Here is an 18595-nt window from a genome sequence, read left to right as displayed (position 1 = left end):
TGGGCCGACCGAACCACCGATCCCGAACGGGGAGGACCACCCATGCCCGAGAACCGACCGTCCGGCTACGCCCGCCGCCGCCTCCTGCGCGACACCGCCGTCGGCGCCGCCGCCGTCACCACCGCCGGGCTCGTCGCCGGCGGCCCGGCCCGCGCCGCCACCACGGCCGCCCCGGCGGGCCGCTCCGCCGGCCGGCCCCGCCCCGGCGCGGTGAGCTTCCGCTGGTGGGGTACGGCCGGGTGGCGCATCGACATCGGCAACCGGACCGTGCTCGTCGACCCGTACCTGAGCCGCTACGACACCGGTTTGTTCACCGGCGCGTTCCGCCCGAACACCCGGCTGACCGTGGCCGCCGACGTGGTCGACCGGCTCGCCGACCGGGCCGAGAACATCCTGGTCACCCACACCCACTGGGACCACTTCAACGACGTGCCGCACATCGCCGAGCGGACCGGCGCCCGGGTCCTCGGCACGCTCACCGCCTACCACCTCGGGTTGGCGTACGGGCTGCCGACCGGGCAGCTCGCCCCGGTCAAGGGCGGCGAGGTGCTCGACTTCGACGGCTACACGATCGAGGTGGTCGGCTCGCTGCACAGCCGCAACCCCTCCTGGTCGATGGCCTTCCCCGGCGTACGGGTCAGCCCGCCGCCGCTCCCGCAGACGATCGCCGACCTGCCGGAGGGAGACACGCTCGCCTACCAGATCCGGGTCGACGGCGGGCCGTCGGTGTTCTTCATGGGTGCCAGCGACCTCGACGAGCGCAGGCTGACCGGGCTCGCGCCGGACGTGGCGATGGTCGCCTCCGCCGCCACCACGTCCGTCGCCGACTACGTGCCCCGGCTGATGGCCGCGCTGGACCACCCGAAGGTCGTGGTGCCGGTGCACTGGGACAACTTCGAGACCGAGCTGGTCAACCCGCCGACGGTGGCCGACACCGACCGCGCCCGCCTGGACGCCCTGATCGCCGAGGTGCGCCGGGTGTCACCGCGCAGCCGGGTGCTGGTGCCCGAGTACCACACCGCGTACCGGTTCTGACCCGTCAGCCGGCGGTCAGGTCGCGCAGCGCCAGCACCGACTTCCAGTTGCGGACCGTCACCACCACGCCCAACGTCTTCTCCAGGTACGCGGTGGTGAACTTCGTCCGCCCGTAGTTGCCGGCCGGGTAGTGCAGGTGCAGCTCCCGGCCGGCCACTTCGTACTCCATCTCCTCGCCGGCCGGCACGGCCAGCTCACGGGCCCGCGCCGCCGTGGGCGCGGCGGACAGGAACGCCACCAGCACCCGGGTCGGGTCGTCCTGACGCCCGGCGTACGGGCTGGCGTCGGCCACCGCGGCCAGCTCGCCGGCGTCGCGGACCAGTACCGGCACGCGCAGGCCCAGCTCGTCGGCGAGCCGCTTCGCGATGCCCTCGGCGAGCACCTCGTCGCGGGTGGGTGGGCTGGAGAACACCACGTTGCCGCTCTGCAGGTAGGTCTTGACGTCGTCGTGGCCGAGGTCGGTGACGACGCGGCGCAGGTCAGCCATCGCCAGCCGGGTCGTGCCGACGTTGACGCCCCGCAGCAGGGCGGCGTAGCGGGTCATGGCCGCCAGCCTAGGTCAGGCGGACGCCAACCGGGCGTAGACGTCGCCGGAGCGGCCGGCCGGACGGTACGTCTCCAGCAGCCGCACCAGGCCCGCCGCGTCCAGCCACTCGTCCGAGGCGAGACGCATGGTCTCCACGGGCGAGTAGTTGTAGCGGTAGCCGCCCGCCCCCGCGCCCAGCCGCTCCACCAGGTCGAGCACGGCGAGCGCCGCGTCGTGCGCGGGTGGGAGGTACTCGAAGGAGAGCGCGCGCACCGGCCGGCTCAGCCCGGCCAGCACGTCGACCTCGAAGCCCTCGACGTCGACTTTGCAGAACGCCGGCACGCCGTGCCGGGCGATCAGGTCGTCCAGCGTCACCACCGGCACCTCGACCGACCGGTCCCACCGCACCTTGGCGAAGCTCGGGTCGGCGGTGACCGAGTCGATCCAGGTCGACGACATGGTGGACACCGTCGGCGTCGCCGACGACAGCTCCAGCCGCGCCTGGCCGGGCCGGGCACCGACCGCCGTGGGCTCGATCGCCACGCCGTCGTCGCGCCCGAAGGCCAGGCGCAGCACCCGCAGGCAGTCCGGCTGCGGCTCGACCGCGACCACCCGCGCGCCCAGCCGCCGCCAGGTGCGGACCCGGCCGCCGACGTGCGCGCCGATGTCGAAGCCGAGGTCGCCGGGGGAGAGGAACTGCCCGTACAACTCCCGGGCGCGTCGGTGCTTGGCCGGCTGACCGTGGTAGATGGCCAGGGACCGGGTGATCCCCCAGGCCCGTGCGAGCATCGTCACGACGTTCCTAACTGTGAGTCCTGGACTGCGGTCCGAAGGCCCGCAGGAACCGGTCGCGGAACGACTCCATCGGCCAGACGGGGGCGTCCGGGTCGGGATTGAGGCCGTCCTGCCAGCCCCAACCGGAGATCTGGTCGAGCACGGCCGGGTCCTTGGCCACGACGGTGATCGGCACGTCCTTGCCGGCGCCCTCACCGGTGATCGCCCGGGCCGGCTGGTGGTCGCCGAGGAAGACCAGCACGAGGTTCTCGTCGCCGTACCGCTGGACGTAGGAGACCAGCGTCCGCAGCGAGTAGACGACGGAGTTGCGGTAGGCCCTCCGGGTGCCCTCGTCGGCGCGGGCCGCGCGGTTGGTGCCGGTGAAGACCGACCCGTCGCCGAGGTCGTCCCAGTCGACCAGCTTCGGCACCGGGGACCACGGGATGTGGCTGGACAGCAGCGGGATCTCGGCCATCACCGGTGCGTGCCCGGGCTTGCGCTCCGCGCGCTGGAACGCCTCCAGGGTGAACTGGTCCGGCGGGGAGGAGAAGCTGAACGTCGGCCCCCGGTAGCCGAGGTCCTCGGCGCCGTAGACCCGGTCGGGCGCGAAGAAGTCGGCCTCCGGCCAGGCCCGGGTGAGGGCCGGCATGACCAGCGAGGTACGCCACCCGGCGCGCTTGAACGCGCCGTTGAGGGTCAGCCGGTCGCTGCGCACCAGGTTGGTGTAGCGCAACTGGTTGTCGGCGCGGATGCCGCTCATCAGCGTGGCGTGCGCCAGCCAGCTGCCGCCGCCGGTGGTGGACGAGGTGAGGAACGCGCTGCGGCTGCCGTAGCCGGCCGCGGCCAGCTGCCGGGTCCCCTCGTCCAGCGCGGCGTCCACCTCACCGGCCAGCTCCGGATCCTCCACCGCCACCCGGCCGTAGCTTTCCACGAAGGCGACCAGGACGTCCTTGCCGCGCAGCCCGGTCAGCAACTGGTCGCCGGGGGTGCCGGCGAACGGGTCCCCGGCGAGTTGGTCGTCGAGGCGCTCCTGGTCGTGCAGGCCCGCGTTGACCTGCCGGGTGCGGTCCCAGACGCCGGTCGCGACGGTGTCGGCGGCCACCGGCAGCCCGGGCACGACCTGCGCGCCGAGCACGGCGCAGACCACCCAGGCGGCGGCGAACGCGGCGGCGGTGCGCGCGCTGACCAACCGGTGGTCGCCCAGCAGCCGGGCCAGCCGGCGCATCGACAGCGTCACCAGCACCGGTACGGCGACGACCGCGACCACGGCCACCGCCACGGCACCCACCTGGGCGGCCCGCCCGTACGACTCGGCCAGGAACTCCGCGCCGGCGGCGAGGAAGGCCCAGTCGGCGATCAGGTCGAAGGGACGGTCCAGCACGGTCGAGAAGCCGAGGTCGGCGAGCTTGAGGACGAGGACCAGGCCGAGCAGCGCGCCGAGCGCCATGGCCACGATCCGGCGCGGCCTCGGCGGCAGCACCAGGAGCAGGGCGACCGCGACCAGTCCCTCCACCGGGATCCGGAGGAACGCGGCGGGGGTGAGGTCGTTGACGTCGGTCGGTGCGATCAGGGCCACCAGCACGAGGGCGGCGGCCAGCACGGTGGCGGTCACGGAGCGGACGCGTCGGCGACGCCCGCCGCCGACGGTGCCCGGGGTCACGGCTGCGTCGGTCGTGGGGCCGCCGGCCGGCGGGGCGGCCGGGGACGGGGTCCTGTCGTCGTCGGTCACGGGCGGCGACCGCCGACCTCGGCGCGGCCGACCAGGACCGGAGTGCCGGGCTTCCAGCCGTTCCGGCGGCTCGCCGGAGCGGGGGCGCGACCCGCCGGCCGAGCGGCCTCCGGGCGGACCGTCGCCGGTACAGCGACCGCCGGTGCAGCGACCGCCGGCGGCGCGGCAACCGGCGGCGTGACGGCCGGTGGCGTGACGGCCGGTGGCGTGACGGCCGGCGGCGCGGCGACCGGCGGGCGGTCGGCGCCGGCGCGGTGCCGCCACAGCCACAGCACGTCCCGGCCGAACGACTCGAGCAGCAGCGCGAGCGCGCCGGCCAGCACCACGACGGCGAGCGCGAGGGGCAGCACGTCCGCCGCCACCACGGCAAGCGCGATGCCCTGGACCGCGGCGACCGTCTTGCGCCAGTAGCGCGGCGGCAGCGAGCCGTTCAGCCAGGGCAGCGCCCAGCCGGCCGCGACGAAGGCGTACCGCATCGCGCCGATCACCAGCACCCACGGACCCACCTGGCCGCTGACGTGGACGCAGAGCACCAGGACGAGGAAGGAGTCGACCTCCATGTCGAACCGGGCCCCGAGCGCGCTGACCGTGCCGGTGCGTCGCGCCACCTGCCCGTCGACCCAGTCCAGCGACAGCGCGACCGCGGTGAGCACCACCAGCACCGGCACCGCTACCGGCCGGCTGAACGAGTCCGCCACCAGCGCGGTCACGCCACCGGCCAGCGTGGCCCGGCCCAGCGTCACCCAGTCGGCCGGCCCGAGCCGCTCCGCGCCCGAGCGGCGCAGCCCGCGCCCGAGCACGACGAGCGTCACCACCCCGTAGACGAGGCCGGCCAGCCAGCCGGCCGGGCCCAGGCCGACGGTGCCGGCGAGGCCCGCCAACACCCCCACCTGGAGGATCGTCCCCGCGAATGGATCAGTCCGAACCGCTGTCACTGTGCCTCCGAGTTGCGCGCCACGACCCACCGGTCTGTACGCAGAACATGCCCGAACGGTTCGCTCTGATGCCGAAAACTCACGATCACGAGTGTCATTCGCGCCGAAGGCCCGCCCCGGATGCGCCGCTCGTGGTTCATTCGGTGCCGTGTCGCGACCCGCTGACCACGCCCGCCGGGCGCTGGCCGCCGCCGAACTGCTCGACCTCGCCGGACGTCCGGCCGAGGCCCGCGAGCTGCTCGCCGCCGAGGTCGCCGCGGACCGGACCGGCGCGGCCGACCGGGCCCGGCTGCTCGGACGGCTCGGCGCCGGGCACGGCCACGACCGGCCGTCGGTCGCGCTGGCGCAGTTACGGCTGGCCCGCCCCGGCGCCGGGCCGGAGGACCGGGGTTGGCTGCTCGCCACCGAGGCGTCGGTCGCCGCCCGGGTCGGTCACCCGGACACCGACGGCCTGCTGCGGGCCGCGGGCCGGGCGCGGGCGGCGCACCCGACGCCGGCCGCCGCCGTGCGGCTCACGCTGGCCCGGGCCGCCCGCGCGTTCTCCGCCGGGGCGGTGCCCACCGCACGCGACCTGCTCGCCGCCGTCGACCCCGGGCACCCGGCGGTACGCGGCGAGGCGGTCGCGGTCCGCGTGGACCGGATCGAGGCGCAGCTCGCGCTCGGCGGGTACGACGACGCGGCGGTCGCGCTGGACGCCGCGTACGCCGATCTGCCGGCCGGGGCGCGTCCCGCGTTGACGGCGGCGTCGTGCCGGCGGTTGCTCGCGGTCGGCGCGCTGCCCGAGGCGGACGCGCGGGCCCGGCTGGCGCTGGATCGTGCGCTCGGCGACGAGGTCCGCTCCGCCCTGGTGGCGGTACGCGTCGAGGTGGCGTACCGGAGTGGACGGCCGGACCGGGCGCGGGCGCTGCTGGCCGCCGCCGGGCCGGTCGGGGCCTGGCCGGACCGGGTTCCGCACGCGTCGCTGGGCGGTGCGGCGGCCGGCGACCCGGAACCGGCGCGGCACCGCGAGCTGCTGCGCGCCGTCGCCGACGACCTGGGCCGCACGGTCCGGCCGGTGCTGCTGGTCGCCCAGTACGGTCCCCGGCTGGTCCGGGCGTTGCTGCTGCTCGGCGACGCCCGGCGGGCCGTCGCGGTCGCCGGTCGCCTGGCCGAGGTGGCCGCCCGCACCCCCGTACCCCTGTGGTGCGGGCTGGCCGGGCACGCGGCCGGCCTGGTCCGTCGCGACCCGGCGGCGCTGCGGGCCGCGGTGCGCGCGCTGCGCGGCACGGCGGCCCGGCCGGCGCTGGCCGACGCCCTGCTCGACCTGGCCCGCTCGCCGCGGGTCCGGCTGCCCGAGGCCCACGCGGCGGCGGGGGAGCCGGCGGCGGGGTACGGTCGGGTCGGCGCGACCGGCGACCAGGAGGCCGCGCAGCGGTGGGACGGGCGGCTCGACGCGACCCGCCGGCGCCCGGCGCCCCGGCCGCCGGGGCGTGGCCCGGCCGCGTTGACCGCGCGGGAGGCGGGTATCGCCGACCTGCTCGTCGCCGGGGCGACCAAGCAGCAGGTGGCCGGCCGGCTGCACCTGTCGTTCCACACCGTCGACACGCACGTGCGGGCGGTCTACGCCAAGCTCGGCGTGCGCAGTCGGCTGCAACTGGCCCGGCTCTGGGACGCCCGCCCGGTCAACGCACCACCGGACGCTTCTCCCTCGGCAGCGCCTCGATCATCTCGCGGGGCAGGTTGAGCGTGGCGGCGCTGATCTCCGGCGGCAGGTTCGCCATCCACTGGGCCAGCGAGATGTCCGCGAACCGGGGCTTGCGGAACATCTCCAGGAACACCAGCGGCTCGTCGCCGAGGTTCTCGATGTAGTGCCCGTAGGCGAACGGCACGTAGCCGACGTCGCCGGCCCGGAAGTCGAACGTGCGGGCCACCCCGCTGCTGGCGAAGACGCCCATCCGCCCGTGCCCGGAGAGCCAGTACTGCCACTCGTCGTCGGTCGGGTGCCAGTGCAGCTCCCGCAGGCCGCCCGGCTCGATCTCCACCAGCGCAGCGCAGATCGCGGTGGACGCCGCGAAGTTTGCCGCGTCGGCGATCCGGACCGTGCCGCCGGGGAAACGCTCCGGCGCCTGGGCGAGCAGCCGGTGCTTGAACGTGCGCGGCACGTCGCCGGTGGGGCTGACCACCCGGTCCCGGTCCAGGGGCGGCGGCACCTCACCGGCGAAGATGTACTTCTCCCGTTCCGGCAGCGTCGCCATCTGCGCCTCGGTCCAGCCGAAGTTCTTGGCCAGCACGCTACGCGGCGTGTGCGCGAAGAAGTCGCTGATCAGGAACGTGCTGTTCTCCGAGAACTCCCCGTCGTCGAAGACCAGCAGGAACTCCACGCCCTCGTCGAGGGCCTGGATGTGGTGCGGGATGCCGTGCGGGAAGAACCAGAGGTCACCCTGGCGCACGTCGTCGAGGAAGTTGCGGCCCTCCTGGTCGACCGCGCCGATCCGGCAGCTCCCGGAGATGACGTACGCCCACTCGGCCTGCTTGTGCCAGTGCAGCTCGCGGTAGGCCCCGGGCTCCAGCGACATGTCCACCCCGGCCAGCTCGGTGGCGATGGGCAGCTCCCGCCGGGTGATCTCGCGGGTCCAGCCGCCGCGCTCGATCCGGACGTGGGCGTCGGAGAAGGAGAACTTCAGGTTGGGCACGGTCCCGGCGTCGGTGGGCGGCGGGGTGAGCAGGTCCGGGTTCTCCCGGTCCCGGGTCACGTCGCGCGGACCGGCGTCCCGGCCGCCGGCCCCGGCGCGCATCGGCTGCGGGAAGTCGTTCGAGGTCATGGGCCCAGCGTCGGCCGGGGAGCCGGCGCGCACATCACGCGTTCGCGCGACCCACCGATTCTCCATTTGCACGTAGCTACGTAGTTGCGTAGTTTGGTGGCCATGGCGAGCGTGGAGGAGCGGCTGGCGGCCCTGGAGGCACAGGTGGCCCGACTGGCCGGCGAGCGGGCGCCGGCACCGGCCCCCGAAGCGGCACCGACGGACGTGTTCTGGGCGCTCGACGGCCTGAAGCGGCGACTGCCGCCGGACGGCGCCGGCGCGGTGCTCTACACCGGCACCGTGCGCACCGCCGACCGCCACTACGACTGGCAGTACGGCGCCGGCGTCGACGACCTGCTCGACGGCGACTGGCCGGCGCTGGCCGGCACGCTCACCGCGCTCGCCCACCCCGTGCGGCTACGGCTGCTGCGGGAGATCCTCGGCGGCCGGCACGGCACCGCCGAACTCGCCGACCTCGACGGCCTCGGCACCACCGGGCAGCTCCACCACCACCTGCGGCAACTCGCCGCCGCCGGATGGCTCCGCAGCGGCGCCCGCGGGCGCTACGACATCCCGCCGGAACGGGTGGTGCCGCTGCTGGCCATCCTCACCGCCGCCCGCCACTGACCCGACCCACCCACCCCGACGGAAGGCAGCACCATGCGTACCCCGACCGTCCTCACCGCCGTCGCCGGCCTCGTCGCCGCGACCGCCGCCACCGGCCTGATGCCCCGGGCCCCGGAGCCCGGCCCCCGCCAGACCGGCGACGCCGACCTGGCCGCGACCGTCCGAGCCGCTGTCGACGACCCACGGGGCCTGCGCGGCCTCGCGGTGGCCTCGGTCGACGGCGGAAGGGTCCGCGTCGCCGGGATCGGCGACCGCACGCCCGGCGGGCCGGCCGTCGAGCCGGGCACCCCGTTCGAGATCGGCTCGGTGGGCAAGCCACTCACCGGCATGCTCCTGGCCCACCGGTCGGCGGCCGGCGCGGCCGACCCGGACGACCGGCTCCGCACCGTCCTGCCCGAGGTGACCGGCCCGGCCGGCGAGGCCACCCTCGCCGAGCTGGCCAGCCACCGCTCCGGCCTGCCCCGGCTGCCGACCGGCCCGGCCACGCTGGCCCGGACCTGGTGGACGTCGGTCACCGCCGGCAACGCGTACGCCGGCGACGACGTGGACCGGATCGTGGCCGACGCCCGCCGCGTCGAGCCGGACGACGACCGGGGCACCGTCTCCTACTCCAACCTCGGCGCGTCGCTGCTCGGTCAGGGCCTCGCCGCGCAGGCCGGCGTCGGCTACCCGGAGCTGCTCCGGCGCGACGTGCTGGCCCCGCTGGGCATGACCGACACGGTCGTCGCCGCCGACCCCGCCGGCCTGCCCGACGGCCGCGCCGAGGGCGCCACCGCCGGCGGCCGGCCCGCCGACGAGTGGACGGGCGCGGGGTACGCCCCGGCCGGCATCGGCGTCTGGTCCACCGCCGAGGACCTGGCCCGGCTCACCGCCGCCATGCTCGCCGGCACCGCGCCCGGCGCCGACGCCGCCACGCCGCGCTTCGACGACGAGGCCGGCCGCCGGATCGGCTACGGCTGGTTCACCAGCCGGTACGGCGACCGGGAAATCGTCTGGCACAACGGCGGCACCGGTGGCTTCCGGTCGTACGTCGGCTACGAACGCGCCACCGGCCGGGGAATCGTGGTGCTGGCCAACACCGCCCACGATGTCGACGCGCTCGGCCTGCGGCTGCTCGGCGTGCCCGGCGACGCGGCGAGCGAGTCCACCGGCCTGCCCGGCTGGATCGGCGCCGGCCTGGCGCTGGCGTTCACGTTCCTCGGCGGCCTGTCACTGCTCGGCACCGCCCGGCGCGGGACGGACCGGCTCACCGTGCTCTCCGCCGCCGGCTGGGCGGTGCTCTACCTCGGGCTCGGTCACCGGCTCGGCGACTGGTCGGTGGTGCCGGGCTGGATCTGGCCGCTCGGGGCCGCGTTGACCGGGGTCGCCGCTGCGCTCGCCGCCCGCCGCTGGCGCGACCTGCCGGTGGTGGCCGGTGCGCCGCCGTGGCGCCGGTGGACCGGAGCGGCGCTCTCCGCCGCCTTCGCCGGGTTTGCCGTGGCGGTGATCGCCGCCTGACCGAGGGCGCGGACCACGGTCGCCGGTCCGCACCACGGCTGCGCCGGCCCGGGCACGGGGCCGGGCCGGCGCGCGCTCAGGCGGCGCGACGCGGCGGCAGGCCCAGCGCGGCGCGTACCTTGGCCGCCTGCCGGACGCCGTCGTGCGCGGCGGCGGCCCGGATCTCCCGGCGCAGCACCGCGTCGCTGCCGGCGCCGGCGGCGAGCTTCCAGTGCCGCAGCGCCACCTCGTGCTCGGCGAGCAGCGCCGCGATCGGCGCCTGCGCGGCGGCCGGCCAGCGGACGGCGCGCAGCTCCTCGGCGCAGGCCGTGTTGGCGGCGGCGACCGCCTCGGCCCGCTCCCGCACCGACCGCCATGGCCGGCCCGCCTTCGCGGCCTCGGCCAGCTCGTCCCGGGCGATGTCGTACGCGGCCACCACGGCCAGGTAGCGCCCCTTCGCCTCCTTGACGGTCAGCGGCGCCGCCGACGCGCTCGGCGTGGGGCTCGCCGGCGGCGGGAGAGCGACCTGCTCCGTCTCGCCGCCGCAACCGGCGAGGAGCAGGGCCAGGATCAGGGCCGGGGGCGCGAGCCGAGGACGCAACGGGAACTCCCATCGGGCGGGCGGGGTCCCGAGTGTAGGACGGCCCCCGCCGATCGTGCCGGCCCGCGACTACCTGGGCTCGCCGTCGAGGTGCACCAGCCGCCAGTACTGCCGCTTCCCCTCGTCGCGCACCACGACGCCGAGCCGGGCCAGCTCCCCGTGCAGCTCCCGGACCTCGGCGTCGCGGCTGTCCTCGATCGCCCGCTCCCGGGCCCGCAGCAGAGCGTCGGCACCGGCCGGCAGCCCGGGCAACCCGGGCACCCACCGCCGGTACGCGTCCCGGTGCGGGTCCCCGTCGACCCATGGCCAACCCTGCCCGGTGAACGCCTCCCGCAGCCGTTCGACGGCCAGGTCGGACTTCTCCCGGGCCAGCTCGCCGCCGGCGGCGTCCAGCAGCACCAGCGCCTTGCCGTCGGCGAACACGCCGGTCACCTCGGCCCGTGCCACGTCCCGGCCGTGCCCGTCCCGGCGCAGCTCCACCGACCGGCGCCCGACCGTGACCCGCAGCCGCTCCCGCGTGCCCACCACGGCCAGCGCCACGCCGGCCAGCGCCACCGCCCCCGCGCCGAGCGGGTACGACCGCTGGTCCGGCCACCCGTCGAGCAACTCGAACACGTCCTGGAAGGGGAACCAGGCCAGCCCGGCGATCCAGCCGGACAGCGCGGTCAGCCCGGCGCCCAGGCCCGCCCCGAGCAACGGGAACCCGGCCCACATCAGCACCAGCTCGCCGACCCCGCCGTCGACCACGACGTCGCCGGGTTCCCGCACCGACACGGTCAGGACACCTCCCGCCGCAGCGTGCGGAACAGGCCGGCGACCAGCGGCAGGAGCACCCAGACGACCAACGACACCCCGAGGCGGCCCCACTGCCCGGCGGTCACGTCCGGCCCCAGCAGCGCCCCCATCGTGTACGAGGTGTCCAGCCAACGGGCCGGCCCCCGCAGCCCTTCGATCATCGCGGCCAGCACGCTCCACACGGTCGGCAGCAGCAGATAGGTGACGATCGCCAGCGGCGTGTTCAGCAGCAGCAGGCCGAAACCGGCACCGAGCAACACGCTGGCCACCTGGAACACCGCCGCGTGCGGCAGCATCTGCCAGTCGAACGTCCAGGCGCCCGCCCCGCCGGTGGCCTTGGCCGCCAGTGTGCCGGCGGCGGCGACGACGAGGCTGACCAGCACCGAGCCGAGCGCGGCCAGCACCACCGCGGTGAGCTTGGCGACGATCACCCGCTCCCGGCGGGGCACCAGCGCGAAGGTGGTCAACGCGGTGCGCTGGGACCATTCGCTCGTGATGGAGAGGATGCCGAGCACCGGCAGCAGCAGCCCGACCGGCAGCAGCGACGGCTCGAAGAACGCGCTGAAGGTCTGCTCCGCCGCGTCGGTGACGAAGAGCTGCACCACCACGATGGCGACCGCGATCAGCCCGATCGTGATCAGCAGCCAGCGTCCGGCCCGGGTGTCGGCGAGCTTGCGCAGCTCCACCTGGGTCAGCCGGGCCAGCGAGGGGCCGGTGGCGGGCGGCTCGGGCCGCGCGTGGGCGGCGGTGGGAGTGGGAGCGGTGGCGGTGGTCATCGGACGGCCTCCTTGGTCGACGCGCCGGCGGTGAGGGTGAGGAAGAGCTGTTCCAGGCCGCCGGTGCCGGCCGGACGCAGTTCGGTGAGGACCAGCCCGGCGTCGGCCGCGGCCTGGCCGACGGCCCCCGGCTCGGCCCGGACGACGAAGCCGCCGTCGGTGCCGGCGGTGGCCGGGAGCGCGGCGCGGTCCAGGGTGAGGCGCAGGGCGTGCTGGTCCCGGGCGCGGACCAGGGTGCCGGCGCCGGCCAGCAGCTCGTCCTTGCCGCCCTGGGCGACCACCCGGCCGCCGCCGATCACCACCAGCCGGTCGGCCACCGCCTCCACCTCGCGCAGCAGGTGCGAGGAGAGCAGCACGGTGCCGCCGCGGTCGGCGTAGTCGCGCAGCAGGCCGCGCATCCAGTAGATGCCCTCCGGGTCGAGGCCGTTGGCCGGCTCGTCCAGGATCAGCACCCGGGGGTCGCCCAGCAGCGCCAGCGCCAGGCCGAGCCGCTGCCGCATGCCCAGGGAGTACGCGCCGACCCGCCGCCGGGCGGCGGTGGCGTTCAACCCGACCAGGTCCAGCTTCGCGGCCACCTGCCCCCGGTCCACGCCCATGGTGCGGGCGGCCAGGGTGAGCGTCTCCCGTCCGGTGCGACCGGCGTGCTGCGCCGACGCGTCGAGCAGGACGCCGATCTCCCGTCCCGGGTTGGGCAGCTGCCGGTAGGGCCGGCCGGCCACCGTGGCCGCGCCCGAGCTGGGCGGCGTCATCCCGCAGATCATGCGCATCGTGGTGGACTTGCCGGCGCCGTTCGGGCCGAGGAAACCGGTCACCGTGCCCGGTTCGCAGCGGAACGTGACGTCCTCGACGGCGGTGTGCGGGCCGTACCGCTTGGTCAGGTGGTCAACTTGGATCATGCCGAGAAGCCTGCCGGGGCCACCCGGTGATTCGCTGCGGCCGGCGGTCGCTGCCGGCACCGACCTCGGTTCACTGCAGGCGTCGACTTTGGTAGCTGGTAGCCGGTCCGGACGGCTCCCTACCATTGGGCGGGTGAGCAGCGCCGTCGTACCCGATCACCCCTGGCTCCTGCCGGGCCAGCTGGTGCCCGCGCGGGCGCCCCGACGGACCCCTCGGGACTGGTTCGTCGACGCCCTGCTGTTCCTGGTCGCGCTGCTCTGGGTGGCGGTCGCGCACGACGACGCGACCAGCCGGGACCCCGAGTTCGCGCTCAACATCGGGCCGGACTGGCTGATCGGGATCGACCTGCTCGCCGGCCTGCTGGCGACCGCTGCGCTCTGGCTGCGCCGCCGGTGGCCGGTCGGGCTGGCCGTGGCCACCGCGCCGCTGACGCTCTTCTCCGTCACCGCCGGGGCCGCGCTGCTGATCGTGCTGTTCACCGTGCTGGTGCACCGGCCGCTGGCGGTGGGGCTGACGCTTGTCGGCTGGAACGTGGTCACCTCACTGCCCTACATCGCGCTCCGCCCCGACCCGGCCATGCCGCTCTGGGCCGCGATGGCCTGGACCGTGCTGTTCCTCGGCATCGTGGTGGCCTGGGCGCTGTTCGTCCGGGCCCGCCGGCAACTGGTGCTGTCGCTGCGCGACCGCGCCGAGCGGGCCGAGGCCGAGCAGCAGCTCCGGCTCGACCAGGCCCGCCACCTGGAACGCGGGCGGATCGCCCGCGAGATGCACGACGTGCTCGCCCACCGGATCTCGCTGCTCAGCCTGCACGCCGGGGCGCTGGAGTTCCGCCCGGACGCGCCGCCGGAGGAGGTCGCCCGGGCGGCCGGCGTGATCCGGGCCAGCGCGCACACCGCGTTGCAGGACCTGCGCGAGGTGATCGGCGTGCTGCGGGCCGAGGAGGGCTCCGAGGCCACCCCGGAACGGCCGCAGCCGACGCTCGGCGACGTGCCCGCGCTGGTCGCCGAGAGCCGGGAGGCGGGGGTACGCGTCAGCGTGGTCGACGAGGTGACCGAGCCGGCCGGGGTGCCGGCGGCGATCGGGCGCAGCGCCTACCGGATCGTGCAGGAGGGGCTCACCAACGCCCGCAAGCACGCTCCCGGCGCGGTGGTGACGGTCCGGCTGGCCGGTGGCCCCGGCGACGGGCTGGCGGTCGAGATCAGCAACCCGTGGCCGGTGGGCGGGCCCGCGACCGTGATCCCCGGCACCGGCACCGGGCTGGTCGGCGTCGCCGAGCGGGTCTCACTGGCCGGCGGTCGCCTCGACCACGGCCGCGACGCCGACGGCGACTTCCGACTGACCGCATGGCTGCCCTGGGCGGTTACCTCATGAGCGATCCGGTGCGGGTGCTGATCGTGGACGACGACCCACTGGTCCGGGGCGCGTTGTCGATGATCCTCGGCGGGGTGCCCGACCTGACCGTGGTGGGCGAGGCCGCCGACGGCGCCGAGGTGCCCGCGGCGGTCGCCGCGCACGCCCCGCACGTGGTGCTGATGGACATCCGGATGCCCCGGGTGGACGGGCTGGCCGCCACCGAGGCGCTGCGGGCGGCGGCGGACCCGCCCGAGGTGCTGGTGCTGACCACCTTCGACGCCGACGAGCAGGTGCTGCGGGCGTTGCGCGCCGGGGCGAGCGGCTTCCTGCTCAAGGACACCCCGCCGGCCGAGATCGTGGCGGCGGTACGCCGGGTCGCGGCGGGGGAGGCGACGCTGTCCCCGGCGGTGACCCGCAAGCTGATCGCCCACGTGACCGCCGTCGCGCCGACGCCCGGGCCGGATCCGAAGCGGGATCGGGCGGTGCGGCTGCTGGGCGGGCTGTCCGAGCGGGAGCGGGAGGTCGCGCTGCTGCTGGGCCGGGGGCGGACCAACGCGGAGATCTCCGCCGAGCTGTTCATGAGCGTGGCGACCGTGAAGGCGTACGTGTCGCGGCTGCTCACCAAGCTGGACCTGAACAACCGGGTGCAGGTGGCGCTGCTGGTGCAGGACGCCGATCTGATCTGACGGCGCGAAGGCTCCCGGGAGGCGGGATTGAACTCCTGCCGGTGTCCGGCCGTACCAGTGGGCGAGGATGTGGTGCGGCCGGTCCGCCGCACCGCTGCCGAGCTGCGGGAGGCCTGCCGTGCGAGTTGGTGAGCAGTCGAGGGATCCCATCGACCAGATCCTGGGCGACGTGCCGGTGCCGGCGACGTTGACCCCCGAGGACGTGCGCCTCGCGGTCCGGGCGGTGGTGGTGCACGCCGCCGAGGAATGGCCCGCGGGGCCGAAGTGCCGCAACGACGGGGCGGCGTTCCCCTGCCGGTTGCACCGCTGGGGACGGCGGGTGCTGGAGACACACGGGCTCAACGAGCGCCAGATCGACGCGCTGGTCCGGCACGGCAACCCGTTCGTGCACGTACCGTTCCCGTTCGTCCTGACCGGGCCGTCGGCGCGTGCGGGCGCGGCTCAGCCGGTCCGTCCGGGCGCGGCCCAAGCTGCCAGACCGGCCGCGGCCCAGGCTGCTCGGCCGGGAACGGCCCAGACTGCCCGGCCGGGCGCGGGTCAGGCTGCCCGGCCGGGCACCGCCGCCCCGGCGGCCCGGCTCGCACCCGGCCAGGTGCCGCGGGGACCGGCCCCGCGGGTGGCCGCCCCGCCGGTACGCCCCGGCGTCGGTCGGCCGACGCGCGGCGCCGGATCGAGCACGCCACCGGCTCCGGTGGCACGGCCACGCTGGCCCAGGGCGAGCTGACTCCCGGCGTGCGGGTCGGCGTGGCGAGGGCCGCGCCGGCCGGGCCGGGCCACGACGGCGGCCCGACGCGGGGAGCCCCCACTCCCGCGTCGGGCCGTCCGGCGTGTGCGGTCAGTTGACCCCGCAGTTCGGGGCGGACCAGTCGGCGGTGTTCGGCGACCCGTCCTTGGTGTTCTCCCGTCGGGAGTCCACGTGCACGTGGTCGCCGTGATCCGGGTAGCCGGGGCCGTAGATGCCGCTGAAGCCCTGGTCACGGGCGGAGCGGGCGACCTCGCAGAGGGTTCGGCTGCGTGAGGTCAGGTCGGCCGCGTCGCCGTACAGGTGCTGGCTGTTCGAGGCGCCGCCGACCTGCCGGTTGCAGGCGATGCTGCGGAAGCCGCTGGTGACGTAGAGCGGCTTGTCGCCGAGGCTGCGCCGCAGCGCCTCCAGCTTCCACATGGCGCGCAGCGCGTTCTCCCGGGTGGCCGATGCGGAGAGCGGGCCCCCGCTCCACCCGCCCTTGCCGCAGCCGTTGTCCAGCTCGGCGTAGCTGAAGTGCTTCGGCGTGCAGTCGTCGTCCTGGAGGGCGTAGATCCTGGCGAACGTCTGCGGGCCGGCGATCCCGTCGGCCGGCAGCCCGTACGCGGCCTGGAAGCGCCGGACGGCGGCGGCCGTCTCCGGTCCGTACCGGCCGTCGACCCGCACGATGCCGCCGTACCCGGCCCATCCGGCCACCCGGATCTGGAGCTGCCGGACGTCGGCGCCCGAGCTGCCCGTGGAGAGCGTCCGGGCCCAGGTGTAGCAGCCGTCGGCGTGGGCCGGTGGGGCGGCGACGACGGTCGCGACGGCGGCCCCGGGCAGGGCCAGCGCGAATGCGACGGCCGCCCGCTTCAGGGTGTTGACGCGCACAGGAGTCCTCCCGATGAGAGAGCGGATCTGGGGTCGGGACGGGTGGAACGACCGGTACGTCCCGTCCTTCTCACCGTGACAGCCCAGGGGGGTCTTCGTGGTGATTAGCGGAAATTGTTCTCACATTCGGTAGTGGTCGGAGGGGCGCGGTAACGTCTGCTCCCGGGCCCGGGTTCGACGGGGGAGGTGGGCGTTGGCACGTGGCGGCGTGTTCTGCGTCGAGGGGCAGTGGCATCGCGACCTCAACGAGCGCGGGTCCGTCCTGCCCACGCTCGACCTGCTCGAACGGCTGGGCCGGATCCGCTACATCCACAAGGACGCCGCCACCCGCGACGAGCTGTTCTACTTCCTCGACCGCTGGCTGCTCAAGCAGTACGCGGACCACCGGGTCGGCTTCTTCGCCATGCACGGCGAGCCGAGCCGGCTCTGCCTCACCGACTGGGACTCGGTCGAGCTGTCCGACGTGGCCGAGCGGATGGCCGGCCGCGGCGAGGGGCGGCGCCTCTACTTCGGCAGCTGCTCGGTGCTGCGGGCCTCCGACGCCACGCTCCGCGGCTTCCTCGAGGTCACCGGCGCGGCGTTGATCTGCGGGTTCACCCGCGACGTCGACTGGGTCGAGTCGGCCGCCTTCGAGACCGTGCTGCTCGACGTGCTCGCCAACGGGCAGCGGCACAACGCCGCCGAGTTGCGGATGGGCTCGGCGCACTGGGCGCCGCTCGCGGCGTACCTCGGTTTCCGGATCATCTACGCCAACGGCCGCGCCTGGCGGCCCACCGCGCGCCCGCGCGTGCCCGAGCAGGTCTCCCCGCGCCGGGCCGCCGCCCGCCCGCGCTGAGATCCGCCCCCGGGCCTGGTAGAACCGAGGGATGCCACGCAGCATCGCGCGCAACACCCGGGTCGACCGGGACGCCCTGACCGATTTCCTCCGCCCCCGACACCGGGTCGTGCTCATGACGACGCGGGCCGACGGCCGGCCGCAGTCCTCCCCGGTCTCGTGCGGGGTCGACGCCGAGGGCCGGCTGGTCATCTCCACCTACCCCGAGCGGGCCAAGGTGACGAACATCCGCCGCGACCCCCGGGTCTCGGCATGCGTGCTCTCCGACGACTGGAACGGCCCGTGGGTGCAGGTCGACGGCGTGGCCGAGGTGCTCGACCTGCCGGCGGCGCTGGAACCGCTCGTCGACTACTTCCGGAGCATCTCCGGCGAGCACCCGGACTGGGACGAGTACCGGGCCGCCATGGTCGCGCAGGGCAAGTCGCTGATCCGGGTCACCATCGAATCGTGGGGCCCGATCGCCACCGGCGGGTTCCCGGCCCGGCTCGCCGACTGATCAGTACGCGGCGGTGAACCGCGCGTTGCCGAACCTCGGGTTCTCGATCTCGTCCACGATCGCCACCGCCAGGTCCTCGTAGGTGAGCACCGACCGGCCCTGCGCGTCGGTCACCGGGTGGTCGGTGCCGGTGCGGTAGTGGCCGGTCCGCTCGCCCGGGTGGAACTCCAACGGCGGCGGGGAGACGTACGTCCAGGTCACCCCGTCGGCCGAGGAGCGGTAGAACTCCAGGGCATCGGCCTGCCCCTGCGCCGAGTCCCGGTATTCGGCGGGGAAGTCCGGCTCGTCCAGGAACCGGGTGCCGTTCGGGGTGAGCAGCGTCGCGCCGCCGCCGACATGGATCACCCGGGGCGGGTCGGGCAGGTCCCGCAGCGTGTCGACGAGCGTCCGGGCGGCGTCGCGCCACAGGTCACGCTCGCCACCGCCGACCGCCACCACCAGCACGTCCGCACCCTCGGCCAGCTCGCGTACGCTCCGCGCCGAGGTCGCGTCGCCGGTCACCGTGCGTACTCCGGGCGGCAGGTAGCCGACCGCCTCCGGGCGGCGGACCGCCGCGGTGACCCGGTGCCCCCGCTCGACCGCCTCGGCGGCGATCCGGGACCCGGCCGTGCCGCCGGCGCCGAACACGACGATGTCGCTCATGCCTCACAGGCTAGGCAGCG

The 18595-nt window shown here is 75.6% G+C and carries 20 protein-coding genes; 9 read left to right on the top strand and 11 right to left on the bottom strand.

Annotated features, from left to right (window positions below; all coding sequences use genetic code 11):
- The first annotated feature begins 42 nt into the window (after window positions 1-42).
- Window positions 43-1035 carry an MBL fold metallo-hydrolase gene (locus tag O7598_RS24040; protein WP_269693545.1) on the top strand — a complete coding sequence of 331 codons (993 nt, stop codon included), beginning with the start codon at window positions 43-45 and terminating at the stop codon, window positions 1033-1035.
- A 4-nt stretch (window positions 1036-1039) separates the two neighbouring features.
- On the opposite strand, the gene O7598_RS24035 is transcribed toward O7598_RS24040, so the two are convergent.
- Genes O7598_RS24035 through O7598_RS24020 form a run of 4 tightly spaced genes read right to left on the bottom strand, consistent with a single transcriptional unit; the run spans window position 1040 to window position 4954 of the window.
- Window positions 1040-1579, bottom strand: coding sequence for a DUF1697 domain-containing protein (locus O7598_RS24035; RefSeq protein ID WP_269693544.1), 540 nt, complete (start codon window positions 1577-1579; stop codon window positions 1040-1042).
- A 15-nt stretch (window positions 1580-1594) separates the two neighbouring features.
- A complete protein-coding gene (locus O7598_RS24030; RefSeq protein ID WP_269694956.1) occupies window positions 1595-2350 on the bottom strand; it encodes an FkbM family methyltransferase in 756 nt (251 codons plus the stop codon).
- A gap of 13 nt (window positions 2351-2363) precedes the next feature.
- Complete coding sequence (locus O7598_RS24025; RefSeq protein ID WP_269693543.1) at window positions 2364-4064, bottom strand: sulfatase; 1701 nt, start codon at window positions 4062-4064, stop codon at window positions 2364-2366.
- Entirely contained in the window at window positions 4061-4954 is an 894-nt protein-coding gene (locus O7598_RS24020) for a CDP-alcohol phosphatidyltransferase family protein (protein ID WP_442929890.1), read from the bottom strand. The genes O7598_RS24025 and O7598_RS24020 overlap by 4 nt, the downstream gene beginning before the upstream one ends.
- Before the next feature lie 193 nt (window positions 4955-5147).
- Here O7598_RS24020 and O7598_RS24015 point away from each other — a divergent pair, with 193 nt between their 5' ends.
- Entirely contained in the window at window positions 5148-6722 is a 1575-nt protein-coding gene (locus tag O7598_RS24015) for a helix-turn-helix domain-containing protein (RefSeq protein WP_269693542.1), read from the top strand.
- On the opposite strand, the gene O7598_RS24010 is transcribed toward O7598_RS24015, so the two are convergent.
- Window positions 6661-7800 carry an oxalate decarboxylase family bicupin gene (locus tag O7598_RS24010; RefSeq protein ID WP_269693541.1) on the bottom strand — a complete coding sequence of 380 codons (1140 nt, stop codon included), beginning with the start codon at window positions 7798-7800 and terminating at the stop codon, window positions 6661-6663. The genes O7598_RS24015 and O7598_RS24010 overlap by 62 nt on opposite strands.
- A 102-nt stretch (window positions 7801-7902) precedes the next feature.
- Between O7598_RS24010 and O7598_RS24005 the strand changes: the two genes are divergently transcribed.
- Together O7598_RS24005 and O7598_RS24000 are read left to right on the top strand one after the other, a co-directional pair.
- Complete coding sequence (locus O7598_RS24005) at window positions 7903-8406, top strand: ArsR/SmtB family transcription factor (RefSeq protein ID WP_269693540.1); 504 nt, start codon at window positions 7903-7905, stop codon at window positions 8404-8406.
- 33 nt (window positions 8407-8439) lie between these two features.
- Window positions 8440-9903, top strand: a complete 1464-nt coding sequence (locus O7598_RS24000) for a serine hydrolase domain-containing protein (protein ID WP_269693539.1) — start codon at window positions 8440-8442, stop codon at window positions 9901-9903.
- 76 nt (window positions 9904-9979) lie between these two features.
- Here the strand turns inward: O7598_RS24000 and O7598_RS23995 are convergent, their stop codons facing one another.
- The 4 genes from O7598_RS23995 to O7598_RS23980 all read right to left on the bottom strand — a co-directional run bounded on the left by O7598_RS23995 (window position 9980) and on the right by O7598_RS23980 (window position 12950).
- The gene (locus O7598_RS23995) at window positions 9980-10483 is read right to left on the bottom strand and encodes a hypothetical protein (RefSeq protein ID WP_269693538.1); all 504 of its coding nucleotides are present in this window, start codon (window positions 10481-10483) and stop codon (window positions 9980-9982) included.
- A 69-nt stretch (window positions 10484-10552) separates the two neighbouring features.
- On the bottom strand, window positions 10553-11257 hold the full coding sequence (locus O7598_RS23990; RefSeq protein WP_269693537.1) for a YqeB family protein: 705 nt from the start codon (window positions 11255-11257) through the stop codon (window positions 10553-10555).
- Window positions 11258-11259: 2 nt separating this feature from the next.
- Complete coding sequence (locus O7598_RS23985; RefSeq protein ID WP_269693536.1) at window positions 11260-12054, bottom strand: ABC transporter permease; 795 nt, start codon at window positions 12052-12054, stop codon at window positions 11260-11262.
- Window positions 12051-12950 (bottom strand): ABC transporter ATP-binding protein, encoded by a 900-nt coding sequence (locus O7598_RS23980; protein WP_269693535.1) that lies wholly within the window; start codon window positions 12948-12950, stop codon window positions 12051-12053. Before O7598_RS23980 ends, O7598_RS23985 begins: the two co-directional genes overlap by 4 nt.
- A gap of 133 nt (window positions 12951-13083) precedes the next feature.
- Between O7598_RS23980 and O7598_RS23975 the strand changes: the two genes are divergently transcribed.
- The 3 genes from O7598_RS23975 (at window position 13084) to O7598_RS23965 (ending at window position 15714) form a co-directional block, all read left to right on the top strand.
- Window positions 13084-14322, top strand: a complete 1239-nt coding sequence (locus O7598_RS23975) for a sensor histidine kinase (RefSeq protein WP_269693534.1) — start codon at window positions 13084-13086, stop codon at window positions 14320-14322.
- Window positions 14319-14990, top strand: coding sequence for a response regulator (locus O7598_RS23970; protein WP_269693533.1), 672 nt, complete (start codon window positions 14319-14321; stop codon window positions 14988-14990). Before O7598_RS23975 ends, O7598_RS23970 begins: the two co-directional genes overlap by 4 nt.
- A 118-nt stretch (window positions 14991-15108) precedes the next feature.
- The gene (locus tag O7598_RS23965; RefSeq protein ID WP_269693532.1) at window positions 15109-15714 is read left to right on the top strand and encodes a hypothetical protein; all 606 of its coding nucleotides are present in this window, start codon (window positions 15109-15111) and stop codon (window positions 15712-15714) included.
- Window positions 15715-15825: 111 nt separating this feature from the next.
- Here the strand turns inward: O7598_RS23965 and O7598_RS23960 are convergent, their stop codons facing one another.
- The gene (locus O7598_RS23960; protein ID WP_269693531.1) at window positions 15826-16602 is read right to left on the bottom strand and encodes a D-Ala-D-Ala carboxypeptidase family metallohydrolase; all 777 of its coding nucleotides are present in this window, start codon (window positions 16600-16602) and stop codon (window positions 15826-15828) included.
- A 193-nt stretch (window positions 16603-16795) separates the two neighbouring features.
- Here O7598_RS23960 and O7598_RS23955 point away from each other — a divergent pair, with 193 nt between their 5' ends.
- The gene (locus O7598_RS23955; RefSeq protein ID WP_091063419.1) at window positions 16796-17437 is read left to right on the top strand and encodes a DUF6642 family protein; all 642 of its coding nucleotides are present in this window, start codon (window positions 16796-16798) and stop codon (window positions 17435-17437) included.
- Between the two features lie 31 nt (window positions 17438-17468).
- Window positions 17469-17933 carry a PPOX class F420-dependent oxidoreductase gene (locus tag O7598_RS23950; protein WP_269693530.1) on the top strand — a complete coding sequence of 155 codons (465 nt, stop codon included), beginning with the start codon at window positions 17469-17471 and terminating at the stop codon, window positions 17931-17933.
- Here O7598_RS23950 and O7598_RS23945 read toward each other — a convergent pair whose 3' ends face one another.
- Complete coding sequence (locus tag O7598_RS23945) at window positions 17934-18575, bottom strand: NAD(P)-dependent oxidoreductase (RefSeq protein ID WP_269693529.1); 642 nt, start codon at window positions 18573-18575, stop codon at window positions 17934-17936.
- Between the last annotated feature and the right edge of the window lie 20 nt (window positions 18576-18595).

Source organism: Micromonospora sp. WMMC241 (genome assembly GCF_027460165.1).
Taxonomy (GTDB): domain Bacteria; phylum Actinomycetota; class Actinomycetes; order Mycobacteriales; family Micromonosporaceae; genus Micromonospora; species Micromonospora humi.
The sequence above is the reverse complement of the archived record's forward strand: the minus strand, read 5'-3'. Positions and strand labels throughout refer to the sequence as shown.

Bases quoted from the DNA above. Each gene is read 5' to 3' on its own strand.
- O7598_RS24005 (WP_269693540.1), top strand. From the start codon at position 7,903: ATGGCGAGCGTGGAGGAGCGGCTGGCGGCCCTGGAGGCACAGGTGGCC.
- O7598_RS23985 (WP_269693536.1), bottom strand. From the start codon at position 12,054: ATGACCACCGCCACCGCTCCCACTCCCACCGCCGCCCACGCGCGGCCC.
- O7598_RS24035 (WP_269693544.1), bottom strand. From the start codon at position 1,579: ATGACCCGCTACGCCGCCCTGCTGCGGGGCGTCAACGTCGGCACGACC.
- O7598_RS23970 (WP_269693533.1), top strand. From the start codon at position 14,319: ATGAGCGATCCGGTGCGGGTGCTGATCGTGGACGACGACCCACTGGTC.
- O7598_RS24000 (WP_269693539.1), top strand. From the start codon at position 8,440: ATGCGTACCCCGACCGTCCTCACCGCCGTCGCCGGCCTCGTCGCCGCG.
- O7598_RS23980 (WP_269693535.1), bottom strand. From the start codon at position 12,950: ATGATCCAAGTTGACCACCTGACCAAGCGGTACGGCCCGCACACCGCC.
- O7598_RS24040 (WP_269693545.1), top strand. From the start codon at position 43: ATGCCCGAGAACCGACCGTCCGGCTACGCCCGCCGCCGCCTCCTGCGC.
- O7598_RS23945 (WP_269693529.1), bottom strand. From the start codon at position 18,575: ATGAGCGACATCGTCGTGTTCGGCGCCGGCGGCACGGCCGGGTCCCGG.
- O7598_RS23950 (WP_269693530.1), top strand. From the start codon at position 17,469: ATGCCACGCAGCATCGCGCGCAACACCCGGGTCGACCGGGACGCCCTG.
- O7598_RS24010 (WP_269693541.1), bottom strand. From the start codon at position 7,800: ATGACCTCGAACGACTTCCCGCAGCCGATGCGCGCCGGGGCCGGCGGC.
- O7598_RS24030 (WP_269694956.1), bottom strand. From the start codon at position 2,350: ATGCTCGCACGGGCCTGGGGGATCACCCGGTCCCTGGCCATCTACCAC.